At 58.2% G+C, this 21,077-nt stretch carries 19 protein-coding genes; 7 read left to right on the top strand and 12 right to left on the bottom strand.

Going from position 1 to position 21,077, the window contains the following annotated elements; translation table 11 throughout:
• The first annotated feature begins 3 nt into the window (after positions 1-3).
• Together MNODULE_RS08310 and MNODULE_RS08305 are read left to right on the top strand one after the other, a co-directional pair.
• On the top strand, positions 4-606 hold the full coding sequence (locus MNODULE_RS08310) for a NifU family protein (RefSeq protein WP_168058964.1): 603 nt from the start codon (positions 4-6) through the stop codon (positions 604-606).
• A gap of 264 nt (positions 607-870) precedes the next feature.
• The gene (locus MNODULE_RS08305; RefSeq protein ID WP_168058963.1) at positions 871-1,680 is read left to right on the top strand and encodes a class I SAM-dependent methyltransferase; all 810 of its coding nucleotides are present in this window, start codon (positions 871-873) and stop codon (positions 1,678-1,680) included.
• 21 nt (positions 1,681-1,701) lie between these two features.
• Here the strand turns inward: MNODULE_RS08305 and MNODULE_RS08300 are convergent, their stop codons facing one another.
• The 8 genes from MNODULE_RS08300 to MNODULE_RS08265 all read right to left on the bottom strand — a co-directional run bounded on the left by MNODULE_RS08300 (position 1,702) and on the right by MNODULE_RS08265 (position 9,214).
• Positions 1,702-3,078, bottom strand: coding sequence for a dihydrolipoyl dehydrogenase family protein (locus MNODULE_RS08300; RefSeq protein ID WP_168058962.1), 1,377 nt, complete (start codon positions 3,076-3,078; stop codon positions 1,702-1,704).
• A gap of 45 nt (positions 3,079-3,123) precedes the next feature.
• On the bottom strand, positions 3,124-3,975 hold the full coding sequence (locus MNODULE_RS08295; protein WP_168058961.1) for an alpha/beta fold hydrolase: 852 nt from the start codon (positions 3,973-3,975) through the stop codon (positions 3,124-3,126).
• Positions 3,972-4,880 carry a halocarboxylic acid dehydrogenase DehI family protein gene (locus MNODULE_RS08290; protein ID WP_168058960.1) on the bottom strand — a complete coding sequence of 303 codons (909 nt, stop codon included), beginning with the start codon at positions 4,878-4,880 and terminating at the stop codon, positions 3,972-3,974. Before MNODULE_RS08290 ends, MNODULE_RS08295 begins: the two co-directional genes overlap by 4 nt.
• A 99-nt stretch (positions 4,881-4,979) precedes the next feature.
• Entirely contained in the window at positions 4,980-6,410 is a 1,431-nt protein-coding gene (locus MNODULE_RS08285; RefSeq protein ID WP_202882142.1) for a dihydrolipoyl dehydrogenase family protein, read from the bottom strand.
• On the bottom strand, positions 6,407-7,789 hold the full coding sequence (locus MNODULE_RS08280) for a DUF3047 domain-containing protein (protein ID WP_168058959.1): 1,383 nt from the start codon (positions 7,787-7,789) through the stop codon (positions 6,407-6,409). The genes MNODULE_RS08285 and MNODULE_RS08280 overlap by 4 nt, the downstream gene beginning before the upstream one ends.
• An 89-nt stretch (positions 7,790-7,878) precedes the next feature.
• Positions 7,879-8,607: a hypothetical protein gene (locus MNODULE_RS08275; protein WP_168058958.1), complete on the bottom strand. Its 729-nt coding sequence runs from the start codon at positions 8,605-8,607 to the stop codon at positions 7,879-7,881.
• A 179-nt stretch (positions 8,608-8,786) separates the two neighbouring features.
• A complete protein-coding gene (locus tag MNODULE_RS08270; RefSeq protein ID WP_168059250.1) occupies positions 8,787-8,960 on the bottom strand; it encodes a C2H2-type zinc finger protein in 174 nt (57 codons plus the stop codon).
• Positions 8,961-9,007: 47 nt separating this feature from the next.
• A complete protein-coding gene (locus tag MNODULE_RS08265; protein ID WP_168058957.1) occupies positions 9,008-9,214 on the bottom strand; it encodes a C2H2-type zinc finger protein in 207 nt (68 codons plus the stop codon).
• 174 nt (positions 9,215-9,388) lie between these two features.
• Between MNODULE_RS08265 and MNODULE_RS08260 the strand changes: the two genes are divergently transcribed.
• The 5 genes from MNODULE_RS08260 to arsS all read left to right on the top strand — a co-directional run bounded on the left by MNODULE_RS08260 (position 9,389) and on the right by arsS (position 13,283).
• The gene (locus tag MNODULE_RS08260; RefSeq protein WP_168058956.1) at positions 9,389-10,015 is read left to right on the top strand and encodes a sigma-70 family RNA polymerase sigma factor; all 627 of its coding nucleotides are present in this window, start codon (positions 9,389-9,391) and stop codon (positions 10,013-10,015) included.
• Positions 10,012-10,299 (top strand): anti-sigma factor family protein, encoded by a 288-nt coding sequence (locus MNODULE_RS08255; RefSeq protein WP_168058955.1) that lies wholly within the window; start codon positions 10,012-10,014, stop codon positions 10,297-10,299. The genes MNODULE_RS08260 and MNODULE_RS08255 overlap by 4 nt, the downstream gene beginning before the upstream one ends.
• Positions 10,300-10,490: 191 nt before the next feature.
• The gene (locus tag MNODULE_RS08250) at positions 10,491-11,549 is read left to right on the top strand and encodes a hypothetical protein (RefSeq protein WP_168058954.1); all 1,059 of its coding nucleotides are present in this window, start codon (positions 10,491-10,493) and stop codon (positions 11,547-11,549) included.
• Between the two features lie 185 nt (positions 11,550-11,734).
• A complete protein-coding gene (locus MNODULE_RS08245) occupies positions 11,735-12,067 on the top strand; it encodes an arsenosugar biosynthesis-associated peroxidase-like protein (protein WP_168058953.1) in 333 nt (110 codons plus the stop codon).
• Between the two features lie 169 nt (positions 12,068-12,236).
• Positions 12,237-13,283 (top strand): arsenosugar biosynthesis radical SAM (seleno)protein ArsS, encoded by a 1,047-nt coding sequence (gene arsS, locus MNODULE_RS08240; protein ID WP_168058952.1) that lies wholly within the window; start codon positions 12,237-12,239, stop codon positions 13,281-13,283.
• Positions 13,284-13,402: 119 nt separating this feature from the next.
• Here the strand turns inward: arsS and MNODULE_RS08235 are convergent, their stop codons facing one another.
• The 4 genes from MNODULE_RS08235 to MNODULE_RS08220 form a co-directional block, all read right to left on the bottom strand.
• Positions 13,403-14,017, bottom strand: a complete 615-nt coding sequence (locus MNODULE_RS08235; RefSeq protein ID WP_168058951.1) for a carboxypeptidase-like regulatory domain-containing protein — start codon at positions 14,015-14,017, stop codon at positions 13,403-13,405.
• Between the two features lie 773 nt (positions 14,018-14,790).
• The gene (locus MNODULE_RS08230; protein ID WP_168058950.1) at positions 14,791-18,486 is read right to left on the bottom strand and encodes a glycoside hydrolase domain-containing protein; all 3,696 of its coding nucleotides are present in this window, start codon (positions 18,484-18,486) and stop codon (positions 14,791-14,793) included.
• 280 nt (positions 18,487-18,766) lie between these two features.
• Positions 18,767-20,224, bottom strand: coding sequence for an MlaD family protein (locus MNODULE_RS08225; protein ID WP_168058949.1), 1,458 nt, complete (start codon positions 20,222-20,224; stop codon positions 18,767-18,769).
• 42 nt (positions 20,225-20,266) lie between these two features.
• Positions 20,267-21,061: an ABC transporter ATP-binding protein gene (locus MNODULE_RS08220; protein ID WP_168058948.1), complete on the bottom strand. Its 795-nt coding sequence runs from the start codon at positions 21,059-21,061 to the stop codon at positions 20,267-20,269.
• Between the last annotated feature and the right edge of the window lie 16 nt (positions 21,062-21,077).

Genomic DNA, 21,077 nt, shown 5'->3' with positions numbered 1-21,077 from the left:
CGCATGCCCAATCATCCCATCGCCACCCTCACCGAAAAGGCGGTCCAAAAGGTCCGCCAGGCCCTTCAAGGCCGCAGCGACATCGGCGTGCGGCTAACAGTGATACGCGAAGCAGGCGACTTCAAATACAAGTTCGACTATGTCGCGCCGGGAGGGGCCGATCCGCGGGACTTTGCCCTGCCGTGCGGAGAGTATCAGTTTTTCATCAACCGGGAATCGGAAACACTCATCAAAGGATCGACAATCGATTATTCGAGCACCGGGCTGGCGCAGGCGTGGGTGATCGACAATCCGAATCCGGCGTGGGACAGCGAGTTGGCGCGCGAAATCTCCAAGGTCTTCAACGAAACGATCAACCCCGGCCTTGCCGAGCATGGCGGGCACATCAAACTGGTCGACCTGAAAGAGAACATCGTCTACGTGGAGATGTCGGGCGGCTGTCAGGGATGCGCGATGGCCGGCAAGACCCTCTACCACGGGGTCATCCGAATCCTCTCCGAAAAATTCCCGCAAATCACCGGTCTGGTCGACACCACCAACCACACCGCCGGGGCCGCCCCCTTTTTCACCACCGAAACAGGGACCATCCCCACATTTAAAAACTAATCCGATTCTCAACCTCCCAAAACTGTAATCACCATCACATTACAAACCAATCATCCTTATCAAAGCCGAACGCCGTGCCATGTCTTGTTAAAAAGTGATAGATCCTTGCCTTTTTTTGACATTCACGCCGGTAAGGAAATCTACCTTTATCAGCCGCCAAACAGACACAAAGCCTCCCAAGCGCACTACCCTGCCGGCTAAATAAAGAGGCATAAAACTTGCCCTTTCATCCCGGTCAAACAATGAGGGTGAAAGGAAAAGGCCATGGCTTATGGATGTGAACAAGCACTCATGGAAACCAACCCGGTCAAACGTCTCGCCTTTCGATGGCTGGGAGCCACCCACCTCGGAGACCGATCCCGCAACCATTACCTGATGCGGGCGCTCCGGAAAATTACCCTTCCGGAAGATGCGAACGTCCTGAACGCCGGATGCGCGAACGGCGCCCACTCCTTCTACCTGTCGGAGAGGCACCCCGGCTGGAAGATCACCGGGATCGAAATCGAGCAGGAACCGATCGCGCGGGCGATCGCCATTTCCGAAAAGAAGGGAACCGGGAATCTCTCGTTCCACGCAGGAGACCTCCACCAGATCCGATTTTCCGAGCTGTTCCACCTGATCTTTTCGATGCACGTTCTCACTTACCTTAAAGACGACCTGGAAGTCTTAAAGCGGTTTTCCCGCGCGCTCAAACGGGACGGTTATCTGATCCTCTCCATTCCGACCCCGCCGGCCCCTTCCGCCCTCCCTCGTCCGCTCCAAAGACTCTTCCAACCCGCCGCTCCTCCGGCGGGCGCCCCCCCCATTTCGATCGAGCGGAGCGGCTACTCGAATGAGGAGATCACCCGCAAGCTCAATGAAGCCGGATTCCGCCCCCTCTCCATCACCCATCCGGCGGGACCGCTCTGGCAATCGGCTTGGGAAATTCATACGTTGATCGAGAACAAACGGCTCCTGCGGGCCATGGCCCATCCGTTTCTTCTCTTCCTCGTCGATCTGGACCAGTGGCTTTGTAAAGAGTACCCTTATCCGATGGGGAGAGATTCTTTGATCATTGCGCAGAGATCCGTTTGAAATGTGATCGGAAGGGATGCCTCAAGCCGCCTTGGGGTAGGACTCGGCCGCGCGCAGGATCGATTCGGCCACGGTGGGATAAACATGAATCGTCCGGCAGACATCCTCGACCGTGAGACCGTTCTTGACAATAAAGATCGCCTCATGGATCGCCTCCGCCGCCTTGGCGGCCAGGAGATGGACCCCCAAAATCCGATGGCTCCCCTTCTCCACCACCAGCTTGACCCATCCGCGGTCGGCGATCGCCTTCGGCAGCTCTTCCGGCAGGGAGAGATCGACCTGCCGCAACGCGAAACCGGCGGCGCGCGCATCCGCCTCTTTTAATCCGACGCTCGCCACCTGGGGAGAGGTCAAAATCGCATAGGGGACGCCGAGATATTCCATCGTCTGCCGGCTTCCTCTCAAGGCGTTTTCGGCCGCCAGCTCCCCTTCGCGATCGGCAACGGTCGCAAGCTTGCGGACATGCCCGCGGATATCCCCAGCCGCAAAAATATGGGAATGCGACGTTTCGAAAGAGGGGGTCGTCTCAACCGCGCCGTCCGGACGGCGCTTCACGCCGGCCTCTTCCAGGCCGAGGCCGTCGGTGTTCGGACGCCGTCCGGTGGCGACGAAAACGGCGGACCCTTCCAACAGGAGGGTCTCTCCTCCCTTCCGAGCCGCGACCCGATAGCCCCGCCGGCGGGGGAGCGGCTCGACCGCTTCGATCTCGACGCCGGTATGAATCTCCATCCCTTCTTCTCCCAGGTAACGGCGCAGCGCATTCGAAATCTCCGGCTCCTCCCGCGGCAAAATCCGCGCTTCTTTTTCGAGGACGATCACCCTTGCCCCGAAATGGAGAAAAAGCTGGCCGTATTCGAGGCCGATCTCACCGCCGCCGATCACGATCAGGCTTCGCGGTAAACGGGTGATGACCTGAACGCGGTCGCTGTTCAGAGGGGAAATGTCGGCCAAGCCGGGAATCGGCGGGGTGATCGGTGAAGAGCCGGTCGCAAGAAGCGTTTTATCGGCCGTAACCGGTTGACCGTCGATGGCGACATGATGCGGCGAGACAAGACGGCCCCTCCCCGGGAGAAACGTGATGTTCGGGTGGGCCGCGATCATCCGCTCCTTCTCCTTCCGCGCGTGTTGAACCACCGCTTCTTTCTCCCTCATCACCGCCGCAAAGTTGAGCCGGGCCTTGCGGGGCGTCACCCCCCGGAACGCAACCATCTGTCCGTAATAGTAACGCTCCGCCGCCGTCACCAAATGTTCGGTCGGAAGACAGCCCCGGTTCGGACAGGTTCCGCCGATCTCGCCCCCCTCGACCAGCGCCACCCGGGCGCCGAGCTGCGCGGCCTTGATCGCCCCGTAAAGCCCGGCGGAGCCCGACCCGAGCACCAGGAGATCGTAACGCTCCATTCCCATTCTCCAGCCTCTATAAATATATGGAAATTTAGATCCCGATTACGCCGCCAACCGTTCGACCTTGGCTCCGCCGAGAAAGGGGATCAGATCCCTTTCAACCTCTCCCGGCTGGTCGATCATCACGAAATGGGATGCTTGTTCGATCCGGATCAGCCGGGCTCCGGGGATGTCCCAGGCGAGCCGCTCGCCATAATCGACCGGCTGCAACCGGTCGTCCTCTCCCCAGAGGATCAATGTGGGTGCGGTGATCCGTTGGAGGAGCGGAACGATTTCCATCGTCTGATTCGTGTCGACCGCCACGGCATCCCGGATGAGCGACAGCTTTCCCGTCTCGGTGGCATAGGGGATGAGCAGACTGTCCAATAGATCGTTGGACGGAGAGGAGGTAAATCCCATCTTGAGGCCCTGTTTCATCAGCAGGATCGCAGTCCGGACGGAGAGCCGCCGCCGCGTTTCGGGGTGGCCGAGTTGCAATATCGCTTCCACCGGCCAGGAATCGTAGCAGACCGAGTTCATCAAACAGAGACGGTCAACCCGCCCGGGAAAGAGGGTCGCCAGCCGCAGGGCCACCCCGCCGCCGATGTCGTGCCCGACGAACGTCGCCCGCCTCATTCCAATCTTCTCCATCCAGACATGGATCGCCTCGGCCTGTTTTGCAATGGATCGATCGAACCCATCCCGCTTGTCCGAGTAGCCGTAGCCGATCAGATCGGGAATCAGGACGCGGTGCGATCCGGAAAGAGAAGAACGGAGGGGATGCCAAAGAAACCCCCAGGTCGGCATCCCATGAAGGAGGATCACCGGATCACCCGATCCCTCGTCGACATAGCTGATGAAACGATCTCCGATCTCGGCCACCCTCTGCTTTGCCTGATACTCTCTCCAGTTCACGCCATCCCTCCTGCCGCGACAACCTGTCGCCGGGAAGGGGCGGGAAAAGGGGAGGAAGCCAACGCGTCGGGGTCTCTCCAATCGCATTGGAGAAGGGCGATATTCAGGATGCAGCGGGCGTATGCGCGCTCGAAGTCCGACGTCAGCGCAGTGATTTCTCCAACATCAGGGACAACCCCCTTCACCTCCTCCCTCGGGATCGATACCGGATAGGGAAGGTTGCCCGCCTCTTTTCGCGCCGTCTGCTTCAGGCGCTCTTCGGCCTGTTTATACTCCGGGCCGACGATGATCGGCATCAATCGCTTCCGGGCTTCAAACAAATAGTCGGGCCAGAGCGCCAGGGTACGGATCTCCATGACGACGCTCGGAAGCTTCGAGGTTTTTTTTATCTCTTCAAACAACGCTCGAAGGCGGGGGTCTTGCGGCTCTTCCGGCGCCAGCTCCATCGCAATCATTCCGGCAGGGGCGCCGCGTTCGATCCGCTCCAATTCCCGGTTCTCCTCTTTCCCGATCCGCTCGCCGGCGAGAGCGCGTTGAACGGCCGAAGTCAGCACAAGCAATTTTGGGTAGAGATAGTGATAAAGATCGAGGGAGGCGCGAAGGTGATACGTTTGACTCTCTCCCAGTCGCACGCGCGCAGAAACATCCGGTTTTTCCATCGGCTTGATCAGACGAGCCCCTTCCGCGCGAAGCCGGTCGGATGCTTCTTCATAGAGACGGGTCTCGGCATTCGGCCGAAGGGCGCTCCAGACCAAGGGAAGAAATTTTCCGTAGCCCGCCCAGCTGCAGAACAGTTGAGGAACGCCGGTGGAACGAAGGGTCTGGCGGATCTCATAATAGATCCGCTCGGTCTCTCCGGCGCTCTCCTGTTCCGGAATCGGCTTGGTTTTATTGAAAATCGCCATCCGCGCACTCCAAACCACTTTTTCTATTTTAGAGAGTTCACCCGGCGCGGACAACCTATCCGATAGGATTATCCCGGCAAAAGAAGGGCAACGGGAAAATCAAAAACGAATCAGCCATCGGGCCAGCTTCGGGAACCAGCCGGTGAAGAGTTTTTCGCGGAAGTATTGATCGGCCGCCTTCTTGACCCCCTGGGAGAGGGTCGGATAGACATGGATCGTGGTGGAAAGGGAGGTGATTTTCAGATCGGCCTTCATCGCCAGAACATATTCATGGAGGAGATCTCCGGCGCTCGGGCCGATCAGGTGGGCGCCGACGATCCGGAGCCGCCGGTCGGCGATCAGCTTGATGAAGCCGGCCTCCTCCCCTTCGATGATCGCCCGATCGACCTGCTTGAAGGGAAAGCGGTAGACATGCACCAGACCGGCCTTCTCTCTTGCCTCCGCCTCCGTGAGGCCGACCCGCGCCACCTCCGGATCGGTGAAGGTCACCCGGGGAACGACCCGGTAATCGACCTTCCGGCGGACGAACGGGAAGAGCGCATTGGAGACGACGATCCCCCCCTGGTATTCCGCCATGTGGGTGAACTGATACGGTCCGACCAGATCGCCGCAGGCCCAGATATGCCGCGCCGTCGTCCGGAGGGTCGCATCAACCTTCACCCCCTGCCGGTCATAAACGACCCCGGCCGCGTCGAGCCCCAGCCCTTCGACGTTGGGCGCGCGGCCGACGGCAACCAGGATCTCCTCGGCGGCCATTTTCCGAATCCCCTCTTTACCTCCGACGAGAAGAACTTTTTGATTCCCTTCCCGCCGGACTTCTTGAACCGAAGCGCCGGTCAGAAAATCGATTCCCTCTTTTCGGAAGATTGCTTCGAGCGCTTCAGAAATTTCTTGATCCTCATTCGGCAAGAGATGATCGGCCTTCTCAATGACCGTGATCCGAACCCCCAGCCGGTGGAAGATCTGGGCGAATTCGAGACCGACCGGTCCCCCCCCGATGATCGCCATCGCCTCGGGACGCTGTTTGAGCGCCAGCGCGGTGACGTTCGTCAGAAAACCCGCTTCAATCAAACCGGGAATCGGCGGGACACCGGGTCGCGAGCCGGTGGCGAGAACAAAGCGGCGCCCGGCAATCCTCCGGCCGGCGACTTCGAACGTCTTCGGATCGACAAAACGCCCCTCTCCGAAGAAGAGCCGAATCCCCATCGCCTCAAACCGTTTCGGATCGTCATGCTCGCCGATCCGCGCGACCATCCGCCGCATCCGTTCCATCGCCCCCGTGAAGCTCTCTTCGGGCGGAACCATCCGGCCAAGGCCGAACTCCTCCGACCGCCGGATCAATGAGAGGACCCGCGCGGAATGGACCAGCGTTTTCGTCGGGACACACCCGTAATAAAGGCAATCTCCGCCGAGGCCGCGCTCTTTTTCAACCAGCGCCACCCGCGCCCCGAACTGCGCCGCCCCGCTTGCCACGACAAGCCCGCCGGCGCCCCCTCCGATGATCACGATATCGAATGGGTCAGACATCATTTCGCCTTTAGAGAAATATCCGAATAAAACGCCGTCGCCTCTTCACCGGTATCGTCGGTGTCGGTCATCACGGCGATGCCCGAAAGGCGCGGCGGCTCTTCATCGAAGAGCCATCGATAGTCGGCGTAAAGGCTCCGCGCCTGGCAAACCCATTCGCCGATTCGCTCGGCCCCGCTCTCGACGGCGACCATCCGCGCCCGGTCGGTGTAAGCGTTTGCGATCGCCTCCCCCTTCGGAAGCCGGTTCGCCCAGATGTAGTTGATCGCCGCCTTCGGCGGATACTCCCCGTAGATCCGCTTCAGGACGCTGAACTTAGTCCGCTCCCAAAAGGTCGCCTTGTCCGGATCGAACCGAAACGTGACGTAAACCCGCGCGGCGTAATCATCCCCCTTCTTCTCCGTCTCATCCCCCTTCGAAATGATCCGGTCGACCTTCCAGCACCAAGAGAGGGTTTCGTAGCGGCGAGGGTCAAGATCGAGCGGATGGATCAAACCGGAGGCCGACCGCCGGCTGACCGCCCGGATCACCGGTCTTCCGTCTTCTTCCAAAAGCTGATAGTCGGTGTGGCGGGAGATCCGCTGGAACGTCAGCGGCCGCCATCCCTCCGGAAGGCCGCTCTCACCCTGCCGATTCGTGAGGAGGTCGATCCGCTCCTCCGCATCGGCTTTTTGAATCGCAAGAAACGGCAGAAGGAGCGCCGCCCCCCAGATGATCACTTTTGGAAGGGAGTCTTTCGATCCCTTCCAGCGCCGATAAAAAAAGGGGATAACGGAGAGGGCGACCAGCAGGAGCAGCCCGATGAGAAACGCCGGCGAGAGATCCCCCTTGATCAGATCGAGGAGCGAGCTGGAAAAAATCACATAGGCGGCGGTCCCGGGGAGCATGAAGAGCCAGGAGGTAAAGAGATAAATCGCAAAAGGAATTCGTGTCAGGCCGAAGGCATAGTTGAGAAGATTAAACGGGAAAAGCGGGATCAAGCGGGTAATGGCGACAAAGACCCAGCCCCGCTCGGCCACCCCCGCGTCGATCCGCTTCCATCGCTCCCCGAGCATTTCTGAAACAGCTTCCCGCGCAAAGTAGCGGGCCACCAGGAAAGCGAGCCCCGCCCCCAGCGTCGATCCGATCGAAGCGTAGACCGTCCCCCAGAGGGGGCCGAAGGCCAATCCCCCGGCGACGGTGATCGGGAGGCCCGGCAGAAAGAGGACCGGGGCAATCGCGAAGATCAGAATATAGAGAAGCGGTCCCCAAGCCCCCCATCGATCGATCCCGCTCCGGAGCCGCTCCTGATCGAGCGCGTCGTGCAACCCGAGCAGCCGGACGGCGGCGACTAAGACGATAAGGAGAAGCAAAAATAAAAAGAAGCGTCTCTTCGAGGCCATACCCCTCCTGTTCTTGCAGATTGTATCGAATCCGGCGCGGAAGCGCCAGGGCAAAACAGGGGAATGTCAAACAGGGAGATCGGCTTACCTTAGAAAGATGCCTCGTTGTTTCGATCGGGAGGGGAGGAGAAAAATGCCTCAATGCATCCGAAGAGAAGAAGCAGGTAGCCCAAAAGCTCGCCGCTCTCCTCGACAATTCGAGCGGCCGGCCGGATATAATTCTCCTGGAGCGCCGCCTTCCAGAAACGCTGCTGTCCCAGGAAGGGGGCAAAGAACGTCAAGACCAAGAGTCCGGCCAGGAGCAATCCAAAGGAACGGGAAAAAAGGAGAGACCGAAGCTGCGTCGCGATCTTCCGGCGTTGGGGCCAGGCATAGAGCAATCCGGAGAAGATCAACCCCATGACCGTCAATTGCCAGGCGCCGTCGAAAAGATAACGGTCGAGATTGGCGTCCATTTCGCGAACGGCGACCATCAGGATGAAAAAAATACCGAGACGGAAGATCTCGCGCTGCGAGCCGGAGCGGATCGCGATCGCCTGCAACCAGCCGCAGCAAGTCAGGAGGAGTAGGAATTGGAGCCACTCCACCGGGCCGTTTTCGGAAAAAAGGCGTTTCACTTCGACCGAATAAGACGCGAAGACGAATCCCTGAAAGAGGCCGGCGGTGACCAGACCGTAAAAACCCCAGCGGACCACCGATGAAAGAACCCGGCGATCCTCTCTCCCGGTCCGGTCGGCGCCCCGGCGAGGGTCTCCGCGTCGCTCTCGGCTGTCGGTCCGTCGCTCCCGCGATAAGGGGAGATCGAATACACGCGCCATCGTCTTCTCCGTTTTTCCGGAAGACTGAATTGTGGGACGAAGCCCCTTCCTTTCCTTTCGCCCCGGCGAAGGCCCGATCGGCTTCCTCTTTCTTCTATACGCCAAACGCCCCGCCGATTTCAAGCGATCCCTTTTCCAAGGACTCACCGGCCTGCAGCGCCCGGCAAACCGATCCCCGGTTACGCGGCCGCCTCGTGCTCCTTTTTCTCATGGGCTTTCAACTGTTTCTCGCTCTTGAATTCAGCGCCGCAGGTCGGACATTCGAATTTCGAATGGATCATCTCCCTGTGGTCGATCAGATCGACCTGCGTTTGAAACTTCATCTTACAGATTTCGCATTGTAATTCTTCCATCGCCGTTTACCCCTTACACGCCGTTCGATCGGATGAGAATCAACCCCTCAGGCGGGCCGCTTTACGGGGACCGGGTCGGTGGCCGGAGGCCGCCCATGTTTGCCGACCTCATGGAGGTATGCCTCCTCTTTCGTTTTAAATTCCTCCCCGCAGACGGCGCATTCATAGCGGGGGACATGTTCGAGCTCGTGGGACAGCAGATCTTGCTCCGTTTTGAACACCTTGCCACAGTCCTGACATTTCCACTCGGCCATCTTCATCCCTCCCCTTGTCTTGACGATGCCTATATCGGCTGTTATGAAAAGGATAGTCTGTTAGCGGAATTTTGAAAGTAGCCCCGCTTACACCTGCCGGAGCGCCACCTCAGCAAATATATTTGCAAGAATCAAGGAAACATGCTAAAAAACTGGCCAGGTGAGGGACCTTCTTTGATCAGCGAACCCGCCATTGATCGAAAACCGGACGAGGGGGTTCCATCGTCCGACCCCGAGAAGTGGGTCGAGATGCATGGCGATGCCCTCTATCGGTTTGCGCTTCTCCGGCTCCGCGATCCGAAGCTCGCCGAGGACGCCGTCCAAGAAACCCTTCTCTCCGCGTTTCAGGCCCGGAATCGTTTTTTAGGACAAGCCTCGGAGCGAAGCTGGCTGATCGGGATTCTCAAGCACAAGGTGATCGATTATTTCCGTAAGATCAGCCGGGAAACACCGATCGAGGACCTCTCCCGGTTTGAAGATCAGATGGAAGGAGCGTTCGACGAGAACGGCCATTGGAAGCGGGACGGAACCGGCCCGTGCGAGTGGAACGCCGACCCGGAACGCCTGCTTGAGAGAAAGCAGTTTTGGATCGCATTGGATCGATGCCTTTCCAAGCTTCCTTCCCGAATGGCCCACGTATTCTCGTTAAGAGAAATCGACGGCGTCAGCAGTGAGCAGGTCTGTGAAGTACTGAACCTCACGGCCTCGAACCTCTGGGTGCTGATGCATCGCGCCCGGATGCAACTGAGGCAGTGTCTGGAAATACACTTCTTTGGAAAAGAAAAACAGGTGAAAGAATGACCCGATGGTTCACGAATTTGCTGGCGCGTCATACCCCTTCCTGCAAGGAGATCATTCAGTTGATTTCCAATTCAATGGAACGGCCCCCCTCGCTTCGGCAGCGGCTCTCCATCCGGCTCCATTTTCTGATCTGCAAATGGTGTTTTCGTTATCAAAAACAAATCCGCTTCATCCACAACATCCTGGGCGGTAATCCCGAGAAAGTCGGGGAGACCGCCCCCGGCGCTCTCTCCCCTGAAGCCCAGGAGCGAATCAAACAGGCCCTCCGTCCAAAAAGCAAATAACCTCCGTTCCTTTCCTGAGTATCTTTGTAAGGATTTCATTTTTCCCGACTCATTTTCCCCTGATCATTTCCAAAGCGCTTTCTAAAAACCATTTCTGTTTTTTTCCTATTTGAAATGTAAGGATTTCAAAATGGGGCCGACATACGTCCGTGCAAGCTGTAGATCACCCAACTCAACATAGGAGAAGAACAATGAAGACAACGAGACAAGCACTTGCCGCCTGGACGCTCCTCCTCTCCCTCTCCGCTCTTTCGCCGACAGCGCCGGCGTCGGCGATGGATGGGATGATGAAAGACGACATGATGATGAAGAAGGGACACACCCTTCTTCTCCAGAGCGCGACCGAAAGCGCCGACCTGAGCAGCGTGACCCTGCCGATCTTCGAGGGAAAACGCGGGACGGAGACGGTCTGGTTTGTCGTGACCGAATCATCCAACAAAGAAGACGCCGCGCGGCGGAAGGTTCACTATTCGCCGAAGATGGCGAACGCCAAAGGAACTAACGCCGTCGAGAAGGTAAAAATCGTGAATGGGAGGATCGAGTTTACCGGGAGCGTCATCTTCTCTCCGGTGCGCAGCGTCGTTCCGGGGCCGACCGGCTTTCCTCCGAAAGAGGCGAAGCCGGGGGCAATCGCCGAAGCCGGTTATACTCCGCTCATCGAGCTTCCGGACGGAACGGTCTTGAACGCCCCCCACGTCAAGAACAGCACGGGAGAACATGACCGGACCGTCTCCTTCGATCTTAAAAATAAAAAAGCAACGTTCAAGATGACCCAGGGCTTCTTTGAAGGGAAGGTCGTCCACTACACCTCGTTTAATGCCTCCGACCCCGGCGTCGCCGCGGTGGAAGCGGCCACCTACACTCCCCGTCTGGCGGCGACCCCGATGAAAGGGTCGAGCGGCCCCGGCTCCGCCTTGATCGGACTGATCCCCTTTGCGAACGGCCAGACCGGAAAAATGAACCCCGCCCGCCAGGGGCTCGCCTCGGCGCTGATGGGTGAAGGCGATCCGTTCAACATCGTTCAGGAAATCCCCTTCGGCGCTCGCGCCGAACTTTACACCCCCATGTGGGATGTCCACATCGCCGTCTGGAAAGCGGAGGCGATCGGCGCCAAAACAAACGCCGCCCAGAAGGACTTCAACACGGTCGCCCGACTCGCCGCGGAAGGTCGCGTCACCGGACCGGACGGCATGCCCTGGGGGGCGATCGGGGTCGTCGTGAATTGCCCGATCGTCAGCATCGATCAGTAAGATAAACAAGCTCGCCCCGCCGAGGAAGTGACTTCGTTGCTTCTCCGGCGGGGCTTTCCATTTTCACCTTCCCGAAACGGACACCGAAGAGGATTGCAAGAACGGCCGGGACATGGTACACATCATCAGAATGCATTCTTCATTAGTCCAAATGATCGGACGACATACATCATAAGGGGGAAGAAATGGAGACCTATTATCACCCGGGGGATCTTGGGAAATTTGCAGAGATGGGAAAAGGAAACAAAGAATTGTGGGAGAAGTTCACCAGCTATTACAACGCCGTTTTCGCCGAGGGGGCGCTGACCGAGCGGGAGAAGGCGCTGATTGCCCTGGCGGTCTCCCACGCGGTACAATGTCCCTACTGCATCGATTCCTATACGCAGGCCTGTCTTGAGAAAGGCTCCAACGTCGAGGAGATGACCGAGGCGGTCCATGTCGCCTGCGCGATCCGCGGCGGCGCCTCGCTGGTCCACGGGGTCCAGATGCGGAACGTGGCTCAAAAATTATCGATGTAGGGCGTGTGGGGCATGGCGCACCGGGTGATAACATCAGAAATCAATAGACATCTTCTGGCGCCGGCCCCCACATGCAAGCAGACTGGGGCATGGCGCACCGGGTGTGAAGATCCACAATCAACAGAGTTCTTCCAGCGCCGGCCCCACATACAAAAAATAGGAGAAAAAAGTGTCGGAAACAAAGCTTAGCCTGAAAGCCCGAGGAAGTGTATTGACATCGGAGAACGAGCAGCTCCGGATTCTCTCGGAGATCAAGGGGTGCCCTCCCTTCGAGGCGCCGATGGGACGGATCGGCCTCGATCCCCTCTACGCGACCGGCATTTCGATTTTCCAGATGAATCTCGGAAAGCTCTGCAACCAGGCCTGCCGCCACTGCCACGTCGACGCCGCTCCCGACCGCCGGGAGATGATGACGCGGGAGACCGCTGAGGCCTGTATCGACGCGCTGGCGCAGACCGACATCCCGACCGTCGATATCACCGGCGGCGCCCCGGAGTTGAACCCGCACTTCCGATGGGTCGTCGCAGCGGCGCGCGCCCTGGGCCGGCACGTGATCGACCGATGCAACCTGAGCGTCCTGCTCCTCCCCTCTCAGGCCGATCTTGCGGCGTTCCTGGCCGATCATCAGGTCGAAATCATCGCGTCGCTCCCCTACTATCGCCCCGCACAAACCGACGCGCAGCGGGGAGAGGGGATCTTCGAAAAGTCGATCGCCGCCCTGCGGCTCCTCAATCAAATCGGCTACGGCGTCGAAGGAAGCGGGCTGATTCTGAATCTGGTGCATAATCCGGTCGGCGCGTTTCTTCCCCCCAAACAGGAAGCGATCGAGGCGCAATTCCGGAAGGAGTTGAAACTTCGCTACGGCGTCGTCTTCAACCGGCTCTACACGATCACCAACATGCCGATCAGCCGCTTTCTGGAATTTCTGATCGAGACCGGCAATGTGGGAGGCTACATGGAACGGCTCGCCAACGCCTTCAACCCGGCCGCGGCGGCGGGGGTGATGTGCCGTTATACGCTCTCGGTCGGATGGGACGGCACATTGTACGATTGCGACTTCAACCAAATGCTCGATCTGCCGGTGGACGGCGGCGCGCCCCGGCATCTCTCCGATTTCGATCCGGCGGCGCTTCATCACCGCCGGATCGTCACCGGCAACCATTGCTACGGCTGCACCGCCGGCGCCGGCTCCTCCTGCGGCGGCGCGTTGACCTAATCCCCTTCATTTCAAATCGACCCCGCCAGCAAGCTGCTTGGAATAAGAGAATGGGAATTCGGAAAAAAAAAGGGGGAAGCGTTGACCGCTTCCCCCTTTCGCTTACGCTCCGTCTTTTCTTATTTGGAGAACTCGAAATTCGTCGTTGCCTTTCCGTTGGCCGCCACCTCGACCTGCCCTTTCTGGAAGCCCAAAGCAGGATGGAAGGCTTTGATGGTGTATTTACCCGGCGGGACCTGATCGATGGAAAAGCTTCCATCGTCGCCGACGATCGCATAATAAGGATTGTCGACCGGAAGCGCCCAGGCGTTCATGTAGTTGTGCTGATCGCACTCCACCTTCAAGAAAGATTCCGACTTCTTAAACCATCTCGCTAAAACCTCAAGATCAAGCGTCTGGCCCTTTTTCGGAACAGGCTTGTTGAAGATGGTGGTGTTCATCGAACCTTTCACGTCATAACCGTGCGGGTTGTGGAGCACCCCTTCCGCGGTTTTCGGGTCGCTCGGGTCGGCATCCAGGTTGGTCACTTTCAGAACCCCTTTCTTGCCGCTGTCCTTCGTCAAGATCACGCCGACCGCCTTGGAAGGACCTCCGTCGATCAAGAACCGGCAGTTATCCGAGACCATTTTGGTCTCCTCCGCACCTGCCGGGAACGGCTTTCCTTTTTCGATTTTCTCGATAAATACGACCACGTCGGCCAAGGCGCCGTCTTTTACCTTAACATCCTGTCTCATTCTTTTTCCGTCTTTGGAATCGACCTTGCCGCAAAATTCCGCTTGAGGAAACTTCGCAAGATCAAACATTTCCGGCGGAGGCTGCGGCCCCTTGAAAGTCACCTTTCCGGTGACCGTTCCGCCGCCGGATACGGGCGCTTCCGAGTATGATGCTGCGAAAACGAACGTCGCAGACAACAGACTGACAGCAACTGTGGTACCGAATAGCCTGACAAACCTGTTCATCTGTTTATCTCCTTTTTTTGAAGTATTAATCATCAGAGAGCCCCCCGGCTCCCCTGTTACTTGATTCATATTTATTGACTGTTACCAAGTAACGGTGGGAAACGCTTGAATATTGTTGCTTATTGTGCTTCCACAGTGAAGGGGGATTCTTCCCCATATAAAACAATTCCAAATAAGCCCCACTTCCCCGCCGCCGTGGAAGGCATTTCTAGTGTTGTTGTGGCATGCCTTCTGTCTTGCATCGTACCCTGATGACTCAGGTCGGATGCCGCGTCCGAAGAAGCGCGCGGCCCGAATAAGGGTATGAAGCTGCCCCATCATATTTAAAATGGTTGACACTTGTCAAGAACCTTTTCAAAGATTTCTCGTAAAGGATGCAGACAATCTATCGCTCCTGAGTTCAGCTCAAGCGGAGACCGGAAGGGAAAAAGACCTCCTTGGTAAAGCGATCCGAGAATCTGCATGACGATTGAGAATTGAGTGAAGGGACCGGGAGATGCCGTCGCGAGGGGCATCTCCCGGGATGAGAGGTCCGCTCTTTACAAGGTTCACGGAGCGGCGGTGACTTTAAAGTGATCAAAAGCGGTGGCGAACGCGGAAGCCGCATAGGAACGGATTCCGGCGTGATTTCCGCTACTCAGGGAGGTGTCGGTGAGGGTGATGGCCGGGGCGCTCTCCCCGGCGAAGTAAACCTGAATCGTGCTCCCTTTGGTAACCAGGCGAACCCGATAATACGTATTGAAGCTCATGACCCGATTCGCTGTCGCCAGCCGCGTGAAGACGCCATTCACCTTTTTGAAAAGGGCCGTACTCCCCAGCCCCGGATCGAGCAATGCATAATAAAAATTATTCGCATTCGACCACCGCGCCATCACCCCGCAGCTGCTGCCGGCGGCAGTCGTCTTGCAATCGGCCGAGACATCCTGGTCCGCGCCGATCGAAGGGGTCCAGCGCGCCTCCTGGGCGGCCGTATCTACATTACGGACCTGATTCCCGTTGATCTCGAAATCGACCATATACTCGCTCCAATTCACTCCCAGGCTCGTGCCGTTGGCCCGATCGAACGAATCGCTCAGAGAATTACCTGAGGCGGAGACCACATGGAAATGATCAAACCAGGTGGTCCCGATCGCGGAGGCGTAGGAACGAATCCCGGCATACGCTCCCGTGGCAAGAGAGGAATCGCTGACGGCGATCGCCGGCGCCCCTTCCCCGGCGAAGTAAACATTGATCGTGCTCCCTTTGATCACCAAACGGAGCCGGTAATAGGTGTTGTAGCCGATCGGCCGCGCCGTCATTGCCAGTTTCGTATAGACGCCGTTCACCTTCTTAAAGAGAGCGACATCTCCCATTCCGGCATCGAGTCGAACATAATAAAAATTATTTGCATTCGACCACCGCGCCATCACCCCGCAGCTGCTGCCGGCGGCGGTCGTCTTGCAGTCGGCCGAGACATCCTGATCCGCCCCGATCGATAGGGTCCACCGCGCCTCCTGGCTGGCGGCATCAAGGTTGCGGACCTGATTCCCGTTGATCTCGAAATCGACCATGTACTCGTTCCAGTTCGCCCCCAAGCTCGTGTTGTTGTCCCGATCGAACGAATCGCTGACGTTCGCGGGAGGAGGGGCGGTCACCGTCAGCGCGAGGGTCGCCTGACGGAGCAGGTTCCCGGAGGTTCCTCTCACTGTGATCGAATAACTTCCGGCCGGAAGGGTGGCGCGCGTCCGGAGATTCACCGTGGTCGAGCCCGATCCGTCGGCCGGCGGGGTGACGGCGGCGCCGACATCGCTGCAGGTTACGCCGGGATTGGAGGTCGTGCAGGTCAGGGAGACCGAAGAATTAAAGCTGTTGACGGATGAAACCGTCAGTGTAGAAGCCGCCGTTCCTCCCGCCGTTGTGCTGAGTGAGGCGGGGGAGGCCGCCAACTGAAAATCGGGCGCCGGTTTCACCGTGAGGGTGAACGTCGCCGGGTGGGAGAGATCTCCCGCCGCCCCGTTCACCGTGATCGTATGGTTTCCGATCGGCGTCGTCGCTTGCGTTCTCACCGTCAGGGTGGAAGAGGCGTTGCCGTTGATCGGCGGGAGGATCGAGGCGGGATTGTACCCGCAGGTCACGGTCGGATGGGAAGCATCGCAATCGATTCCGACGGAAGCATTAAAGCCGTCCTTCGAAGAGATCGTCACCGTCGATGTGGCCGTCCCTCCGGCCACCACCGAGGCGGAGGTGGGAGCGGCGGCGATCGTAAAATCGGGCTGTGCGGAGAGGACTTTGGCTAATTCTTCCCTCGCCCGCAGGAGTCCGTTGCTAGATGTAGGGCTGCCCGGATTTTTGTTCCAGACATAGGTGATCAATTTTCTCGCCCCGTCCGCCGGATCGACCGCCGCCATGTAAGGATCGAGGATGTTTTCTTTGATCCAGGCCTTTCCGTCGGCTCCTTCCTCTTCCTTTTTTGTCTCGACGAGGGTGAGATATTCGTAATCCTCGATCCCTTCCCGGAGCATCTTCAGCCGGATGCTCGGGATCGGAATGTGCCTTGTCCCGCCGATCTTGTCGGGACGGCCCGGATAAAAGAAGGTGCCGTCGCCGTTGCCGCTGAAGTAGTAGATGTTTTTCCACGGATCGTTGGCCGGGAATTGATAGGCGTAGACCGTATCGAAATAGAGTTGAGTGCCGGGACCCGGCGCGGCGTAGCCGATTTGGTATTGATAGGTCAGCCACTCAAAGGCGCGGCTGTAGATCGCCGGCAGGTCGGCCATCGGGGTGGGATATCCGGTCTCCGACCCGCCGCAGCCGTGGCTGCCGCAGGCGTGATACCACCAGAGCTCCTTTCCGGGGGCGATGATCGTGTCATAGCTGCGCCGAAGGTTGGTGTTGAAAGGGAAACCGCCGGTCGGTTTTCCATTCATCCAAACGTTGGGGACGGTCCAGATGTCGAGATAACGGGTATAATCGGGAACGTTCAAATAATTCGTAAAGCAATCTTCGCTCGCCTGCCGGCTGCTGGTGATCATGATCGGAATGTCGATGGCGTTGTCCTTGAAAAATTTCGCCTTCTGGTAGACCTCTCTCCAGGCGGTCGAGGCGCCGCCGCTGTAATTCTGGTCGCACCGCCGGACCCCGCTCACCGAGGGATAAGGAGGCTCATCCCAGAGATAATAGAAAAGCTGCGATTTCCATCCCTTGTCGGCGATGTACCGGATGTAATCCCGGTAATAAGCGACCGTTTCCACGCCGGTGGCGCTCAACCCCGTTCCGTCCCGCATCCGGGCCCGGGTCAGCTTCGTCCCCGGGAGCTTTCCGTTCGGAAGGAGGTTGGGATCCCCGCCGCTGAGAAACTCCGGATACCGCTGGTTGCAGGTGGTCGAGATCGCCGGGAGCGACCAATTGATCCCTCCGAGGGAGTTGCTCCAGACCGGCCTCGGCCAGATGGCGTTTTCGTTCGAGACCCGATGGAGCAGCATCTCCTTTGTATAAAGACAGATGATCTCCCAGTACTTGTCGTCCCCGACCTCGGCGGTGCCGTAATGGCCGGTCTTCGCCTCGCCGATTCCGACCGCATAGGCTGTTTTTAAAGTAGGAATGGAGGGAAGGTCAAAATTTCGGACCGTCAGCCGGATCGGAATCGTGGCGGCGACGGCGCTCCCGATCGTCACCTGGGCCGTCCCCCGGTAGAGGCCGGCGGGGCTCCCCTGCGGAACATACAGATCGACCCAGATCCCCTGCTTCTGATTCGCGGCGACGTTAAACGGAAAGGCCGGCGCGGTCTCCCCCGGCATCCGCCGGACCTCGCCGAAATATTCATCGACCTTGGGAACCAAACCGTCCGGCCAGAGTCCTAATTTTCCTTCCGAAGAAGAGGCGGAAGTGACGGGGAGATAATGCTCGCGGTAAATAACGATATTTTTAGGACGGCCGTTGGCAAGCGCGGCAATGACGTTCCCCCGACCGTCGGTGAGGTCGGTGATTGTGACGTTGACTTGAGAGAGCGCGGAAGAGGAGGCGGCAATGAAAATCTGAAAAGGCTCGAACTCGTTTCGCCCGGCGGAGAGGGTCACCCCTCCCTCGCTGCATCCCGCGGCGGCGCAGAGATCGATTCCGGCAGGGACCGGATCTCCCGTCGCGCCGCCGTTGGCTTGGCGGAGCTTGACCATCCCGGTGTCCCACCAGATCGTCTGCGCCTCTGCAACACCGACCGATAGAAAAAAAGAACTGACCAGAATCGCCCATTGCCGCCATCGGTACATGCCGCGCTCCATCCATAAAGGGTCGTGATAAAGACAAAGCGCAAGCATACCAAAACGTGATCCATCGGCCATAGGGCAACCGCTTTAATTCCTTTTGATATTTTCCTTAGATCGGATCAATCGGAACAAAAGAAGGGAGACACTCTAATGGAAAGTCGGACTGGGATGACGGAGATGAATTGAAAAACGTGCCGAAGATTTCCTTTCGCCTTTCGTGTGACCGGAATCACACAAGCCGAAAGTGATTCATCTCTTTTTCGAAGACCGGCGCAGGCGTCCTTTAAAAGGCCGCGGTGGCCATGGAGCCGATGAGATATTTCAGATCATCATCTTCAAACCGAAGCCCGGCGCCGATGAAAAAGGTATTCAGATCATTGTTGAGGATCTGGTCATAGCCGGCTTCGAAAGTGATGTATTTAAAGAGGGTATAGGCGGTGGTCAACTTCAGATGCGCCCGCTCCGACAAGGGATCGTCGCTGTTGAAATCCCAAACGTCGACGCTGACCCGGAAGGCCTCATTAAATAAAAAGTAGTCGGCCCCGGCGCCGAAAGTGTTCTCAACGAGACCGATCCGGAGACCGAGGTTGGAAACCCGCTTTCCGAAGAGGGCGGAGAGCTTTAACCGGCGCTGCGTCTCCAGCTCGGTGACGGTGGTCGGCACCCCGTCGGTGGTGATGACCGTGGTTTTCTCGCGGACGCTCCCCCGCGGATCATCCACAATCTCCACCCGGTAGAATTTGTCGGCGCGGGGTTGAAGTTGGAGCGTGAAATAGCCTTTGTTTTGGCTCTCCTGAAGCTGATATTCGTTTCGGAAGCCGACATAGGTCCGGAATTTTTCGATCCGGCCGACCGCGTTGCCGATCCCTTCCAGGGCGCTGTTAATATTTTCGTAGGCGCTCTCATCGGTGAAGAGCTTTCCGATGGTCCCTTCGCCCCGCTCGACCTTGGCCGTGATCGCCTCCACCCCCTTCAGCGAATCGCCGAGGTCATCCAGGGCGCGGGTCAGCTTCTCATAGGCCTCTTCATCGTTGATCAACTTGCCGAGGGTTCCCTCCCCCCGCTCCATCTTTTGGGCCATCCGGGCGAGGCTCTCCACGAGCTCATTCCCCTCCTCTTTGAGCGACGCGGAGAACGACTCGAAATTAGCGATCGAGCGGCTGAGCGGCTCCTGATTTTTCTGGACCCACTCGTTGATCCCTTTCGTCAGCCCTTTCGCGTTCTCCAAAACTTCTTTCAGGTTCTGTTTTCCCTCCTCGCTCCCGAGAACCTCCCGGAGCGACGTGGTGACCGCTTTCACATCGTCGGCGATGCTGGAGAAGCGGGTCATTAAGTTTTCAAGGTCCGCGGAGGCCTCCTGGACCGGGATCGTCTCCCCGTCCCCCCAAAACGTATTCTCCGTGCCGGGGACGATCTCCACATAGCGATCCCCTAAGAGCCCTTCCGACCGGATTGCGGCGTATCCCCCCTTCCGGATCTTAACCTCCGATTGGATCTTGAGGGTCACCTTCGCGCCCCCGTCCACCAGCTCGATACTCTCCACCTGTCCGACCTCGACCCCCGCCACCCGGACGGGAGCCCGTCGATCAAGACCCGAAGCGGAGCTGAATGTGGCATTGAGGCGATACCCCTCTTCCTGAAGAAAGGCGAATCCGCCGACCTTGAAAGTCATATACGTGAGGAGAAGAAGACCGACAAGGACAGCGATTCCGACCTTTGCTTCAGTGGTGATTCCCTTCAATGGATCTCCTTATCGAAGTAAGTAAAAATGAGAGATAAGTGTTTACGCTTCCTTATCCTCGCTCTTTGGACCGCCGATCCCCTCCCCCACGGTGATCGGGCCGACCGCGCTCCCGGTGATGAACTGTTGGACCACCGGGTTGGGGCTGTTCCGAATCTCCTCGGGGGTGCCGACCTCTAAAATTTTACCCTGATAGAGCATCGCAATCCGATCGGCGATTTTATATGCGCTCTTCATGTCGTGCGTAATCGAAACCGAGGTCACCTGAAGCTGTTTGTTCATCCGGCAGATCAGCTCGTTGATGACGTCGGACATAATCGGATCGAGTCCGGTGGTCGGCTCGTCGTAAAGAATAATTTTCGGATCCATCGCAATCGCCCGCGCCAAGCCGACCCGCTTCTTCATCCCTCCGGAGAGATCGGCCGGCATCCGATCCTCGATCCCCTTCAACCCCACCATTTCCAGTTTCTTGCGGGCGATCTCCCGGATTTTTTCAGCCGGAAAACTGGTATGCTCCCGGAGCCCGAAGCCGACATTCTCCCAAACGCTCAACGAGTCGAAAAGGGCCGCCCCTTGGAAGAGCATCCCGAACCGCTTCCGAAATTCGCTCAGATCTCTCTCGGGGAGGGTCTCGATTTCGACCCCGTCGATGAGAATGCGTCCGGAATCGGGCCTCATCAGGCCGATGATGTGCTTTAGAATAACGCTCTTCCCGGTTCCGCTCCCCCCGATGACAACCATGTTCTCGCCGGCCTCGACCTGGAGGTTCACCCCCCGCAAGACATGGTTGTTGCCGAAACTTTTCTTTACATCGATCAGCTCTATCATCGGTTTCATGACCTTTCCCCTCCTA

Source organism: Candidatus Manganitrophus noduliformans (assembly GCF_012184425.1).
GTDB classification, from domain to species: Bacteria; Nitrospirota; Nitrospiria; order SBBL01; family Manganitrophaceae; genus Manganitrophus; species Manganitrophus noduliformans.
Note: the sequence above shows the minus strand (reverse complement) of the source record. Positions and strands in the feature narration are given on the sequence as shown.

Bases quoted from the DNA above. Each gene is read 5' to 3' on its own strand.
- MNODULE_RS08285 (WP_202882142.1), bottom strand. From the start codon at position 6,410: ATGATGTCTGACCCATTCGATATCGTGATCATCGGAGGGGGCGCCGGC.
- MNODULE_RS08305 (WP_168058963.1), top strand. From the start codon at position 871: ATGGCTTATGGATGTGAACAAGCACTCATGGAAACCAACCCGGTCAAA.
- MNODULE_RS08230 (WP_168058950.1), bottom strand. From the start codon at position 18,486: ATGTACCGATGGCGGCAATGGGCGATTCTGGTCAGTTCTTTTTTTCTA.
- MNODULE_RS08300 (WP_168058962.1), bottom strand. From the start codon at position 3,078: ATGGAGCGTTACGATCTCCTGGTGCTCGGGTCGGGCTCCGCCGGGCTT.
- MNODULE_RS08290 (WP_168058960.1), bottom strand. From the start codon at position 4,880: ATGGCGATTTTCAATAAAACCAAGCCGATTCCGGAACAGGAGAGCGCC.
- MNODULE_RS08255 (WP_168058955.1), top strand. From the start codon at position 10,012: ATGACCCGATGGTTCACGAATTTGCTGGCGCGTCATACCCCTTCCTGC.
- MNODULE_RS08235 (WP_168058951.1), bottom strand. From the start codon at position 14,017: ATGAGACAGGATGTTAAGGTAAAAGACGGCGCCTTGGCCGACGTGGTC.
- MNODULE_RS08245 (WP_168058953.1), top strand. From the start codon at position 11,735: ATGGAGACCTATTATCACCCGGGGGATCTTGGGAAATTTGCAGAGATG.
- MNODULE_RS08275 (WP_168058958.1), bottom strand. From the start codon at position 8,607: ATGGCGCGTGTATTCGATCTCCCCTTATCGCGGGAGCGACGGACCGAC.
- MNODULE_RS08250 (WP_168058954.1), top strand. From the start codon at position 10,491: ATGAAGACAACGAGACAAGCACTTGCCGCCTGGACGCTCCTCCTCTCC.
- MNODULE_RS08270 (WP_168059250.1), bottom strand. From the start codon at position 8,960: ATGGAAGAATTACAATGCGAAATCTGTAAGATGAAGTTTCAAACGCAG.
- MNODULE_RS08280 (WP_168058959.1), bottom strand. From the start codon at position 7,789: ATGGCCTCGAAGAGACGCTTCTTTTTATTTTTGCTTCTCCTTATCGTC.
- MNODULE_RS08265 (WP_168058957.1), bottom strand. From the start codon at position 9,214: ATGGCCGAGTGGAAATGTCAGGACTGTGGCAAGGTGTTCAAAACGGAG.
- MNODULE_RS08310 (WP_168058964.1), top strand. From the start codon at position 4: ATGCCCAATCATCCCATCGCCACCCTCACCGAAAAGGCGGTCCAAAAG.
- MNODULE_RS08220 (WP_168058948.1), bottom strand. From the start codon at position 21,061: ATGAAACCGATGATAGAGCTGATCGATGTAAAGAAAAGTTTCGGCAAC.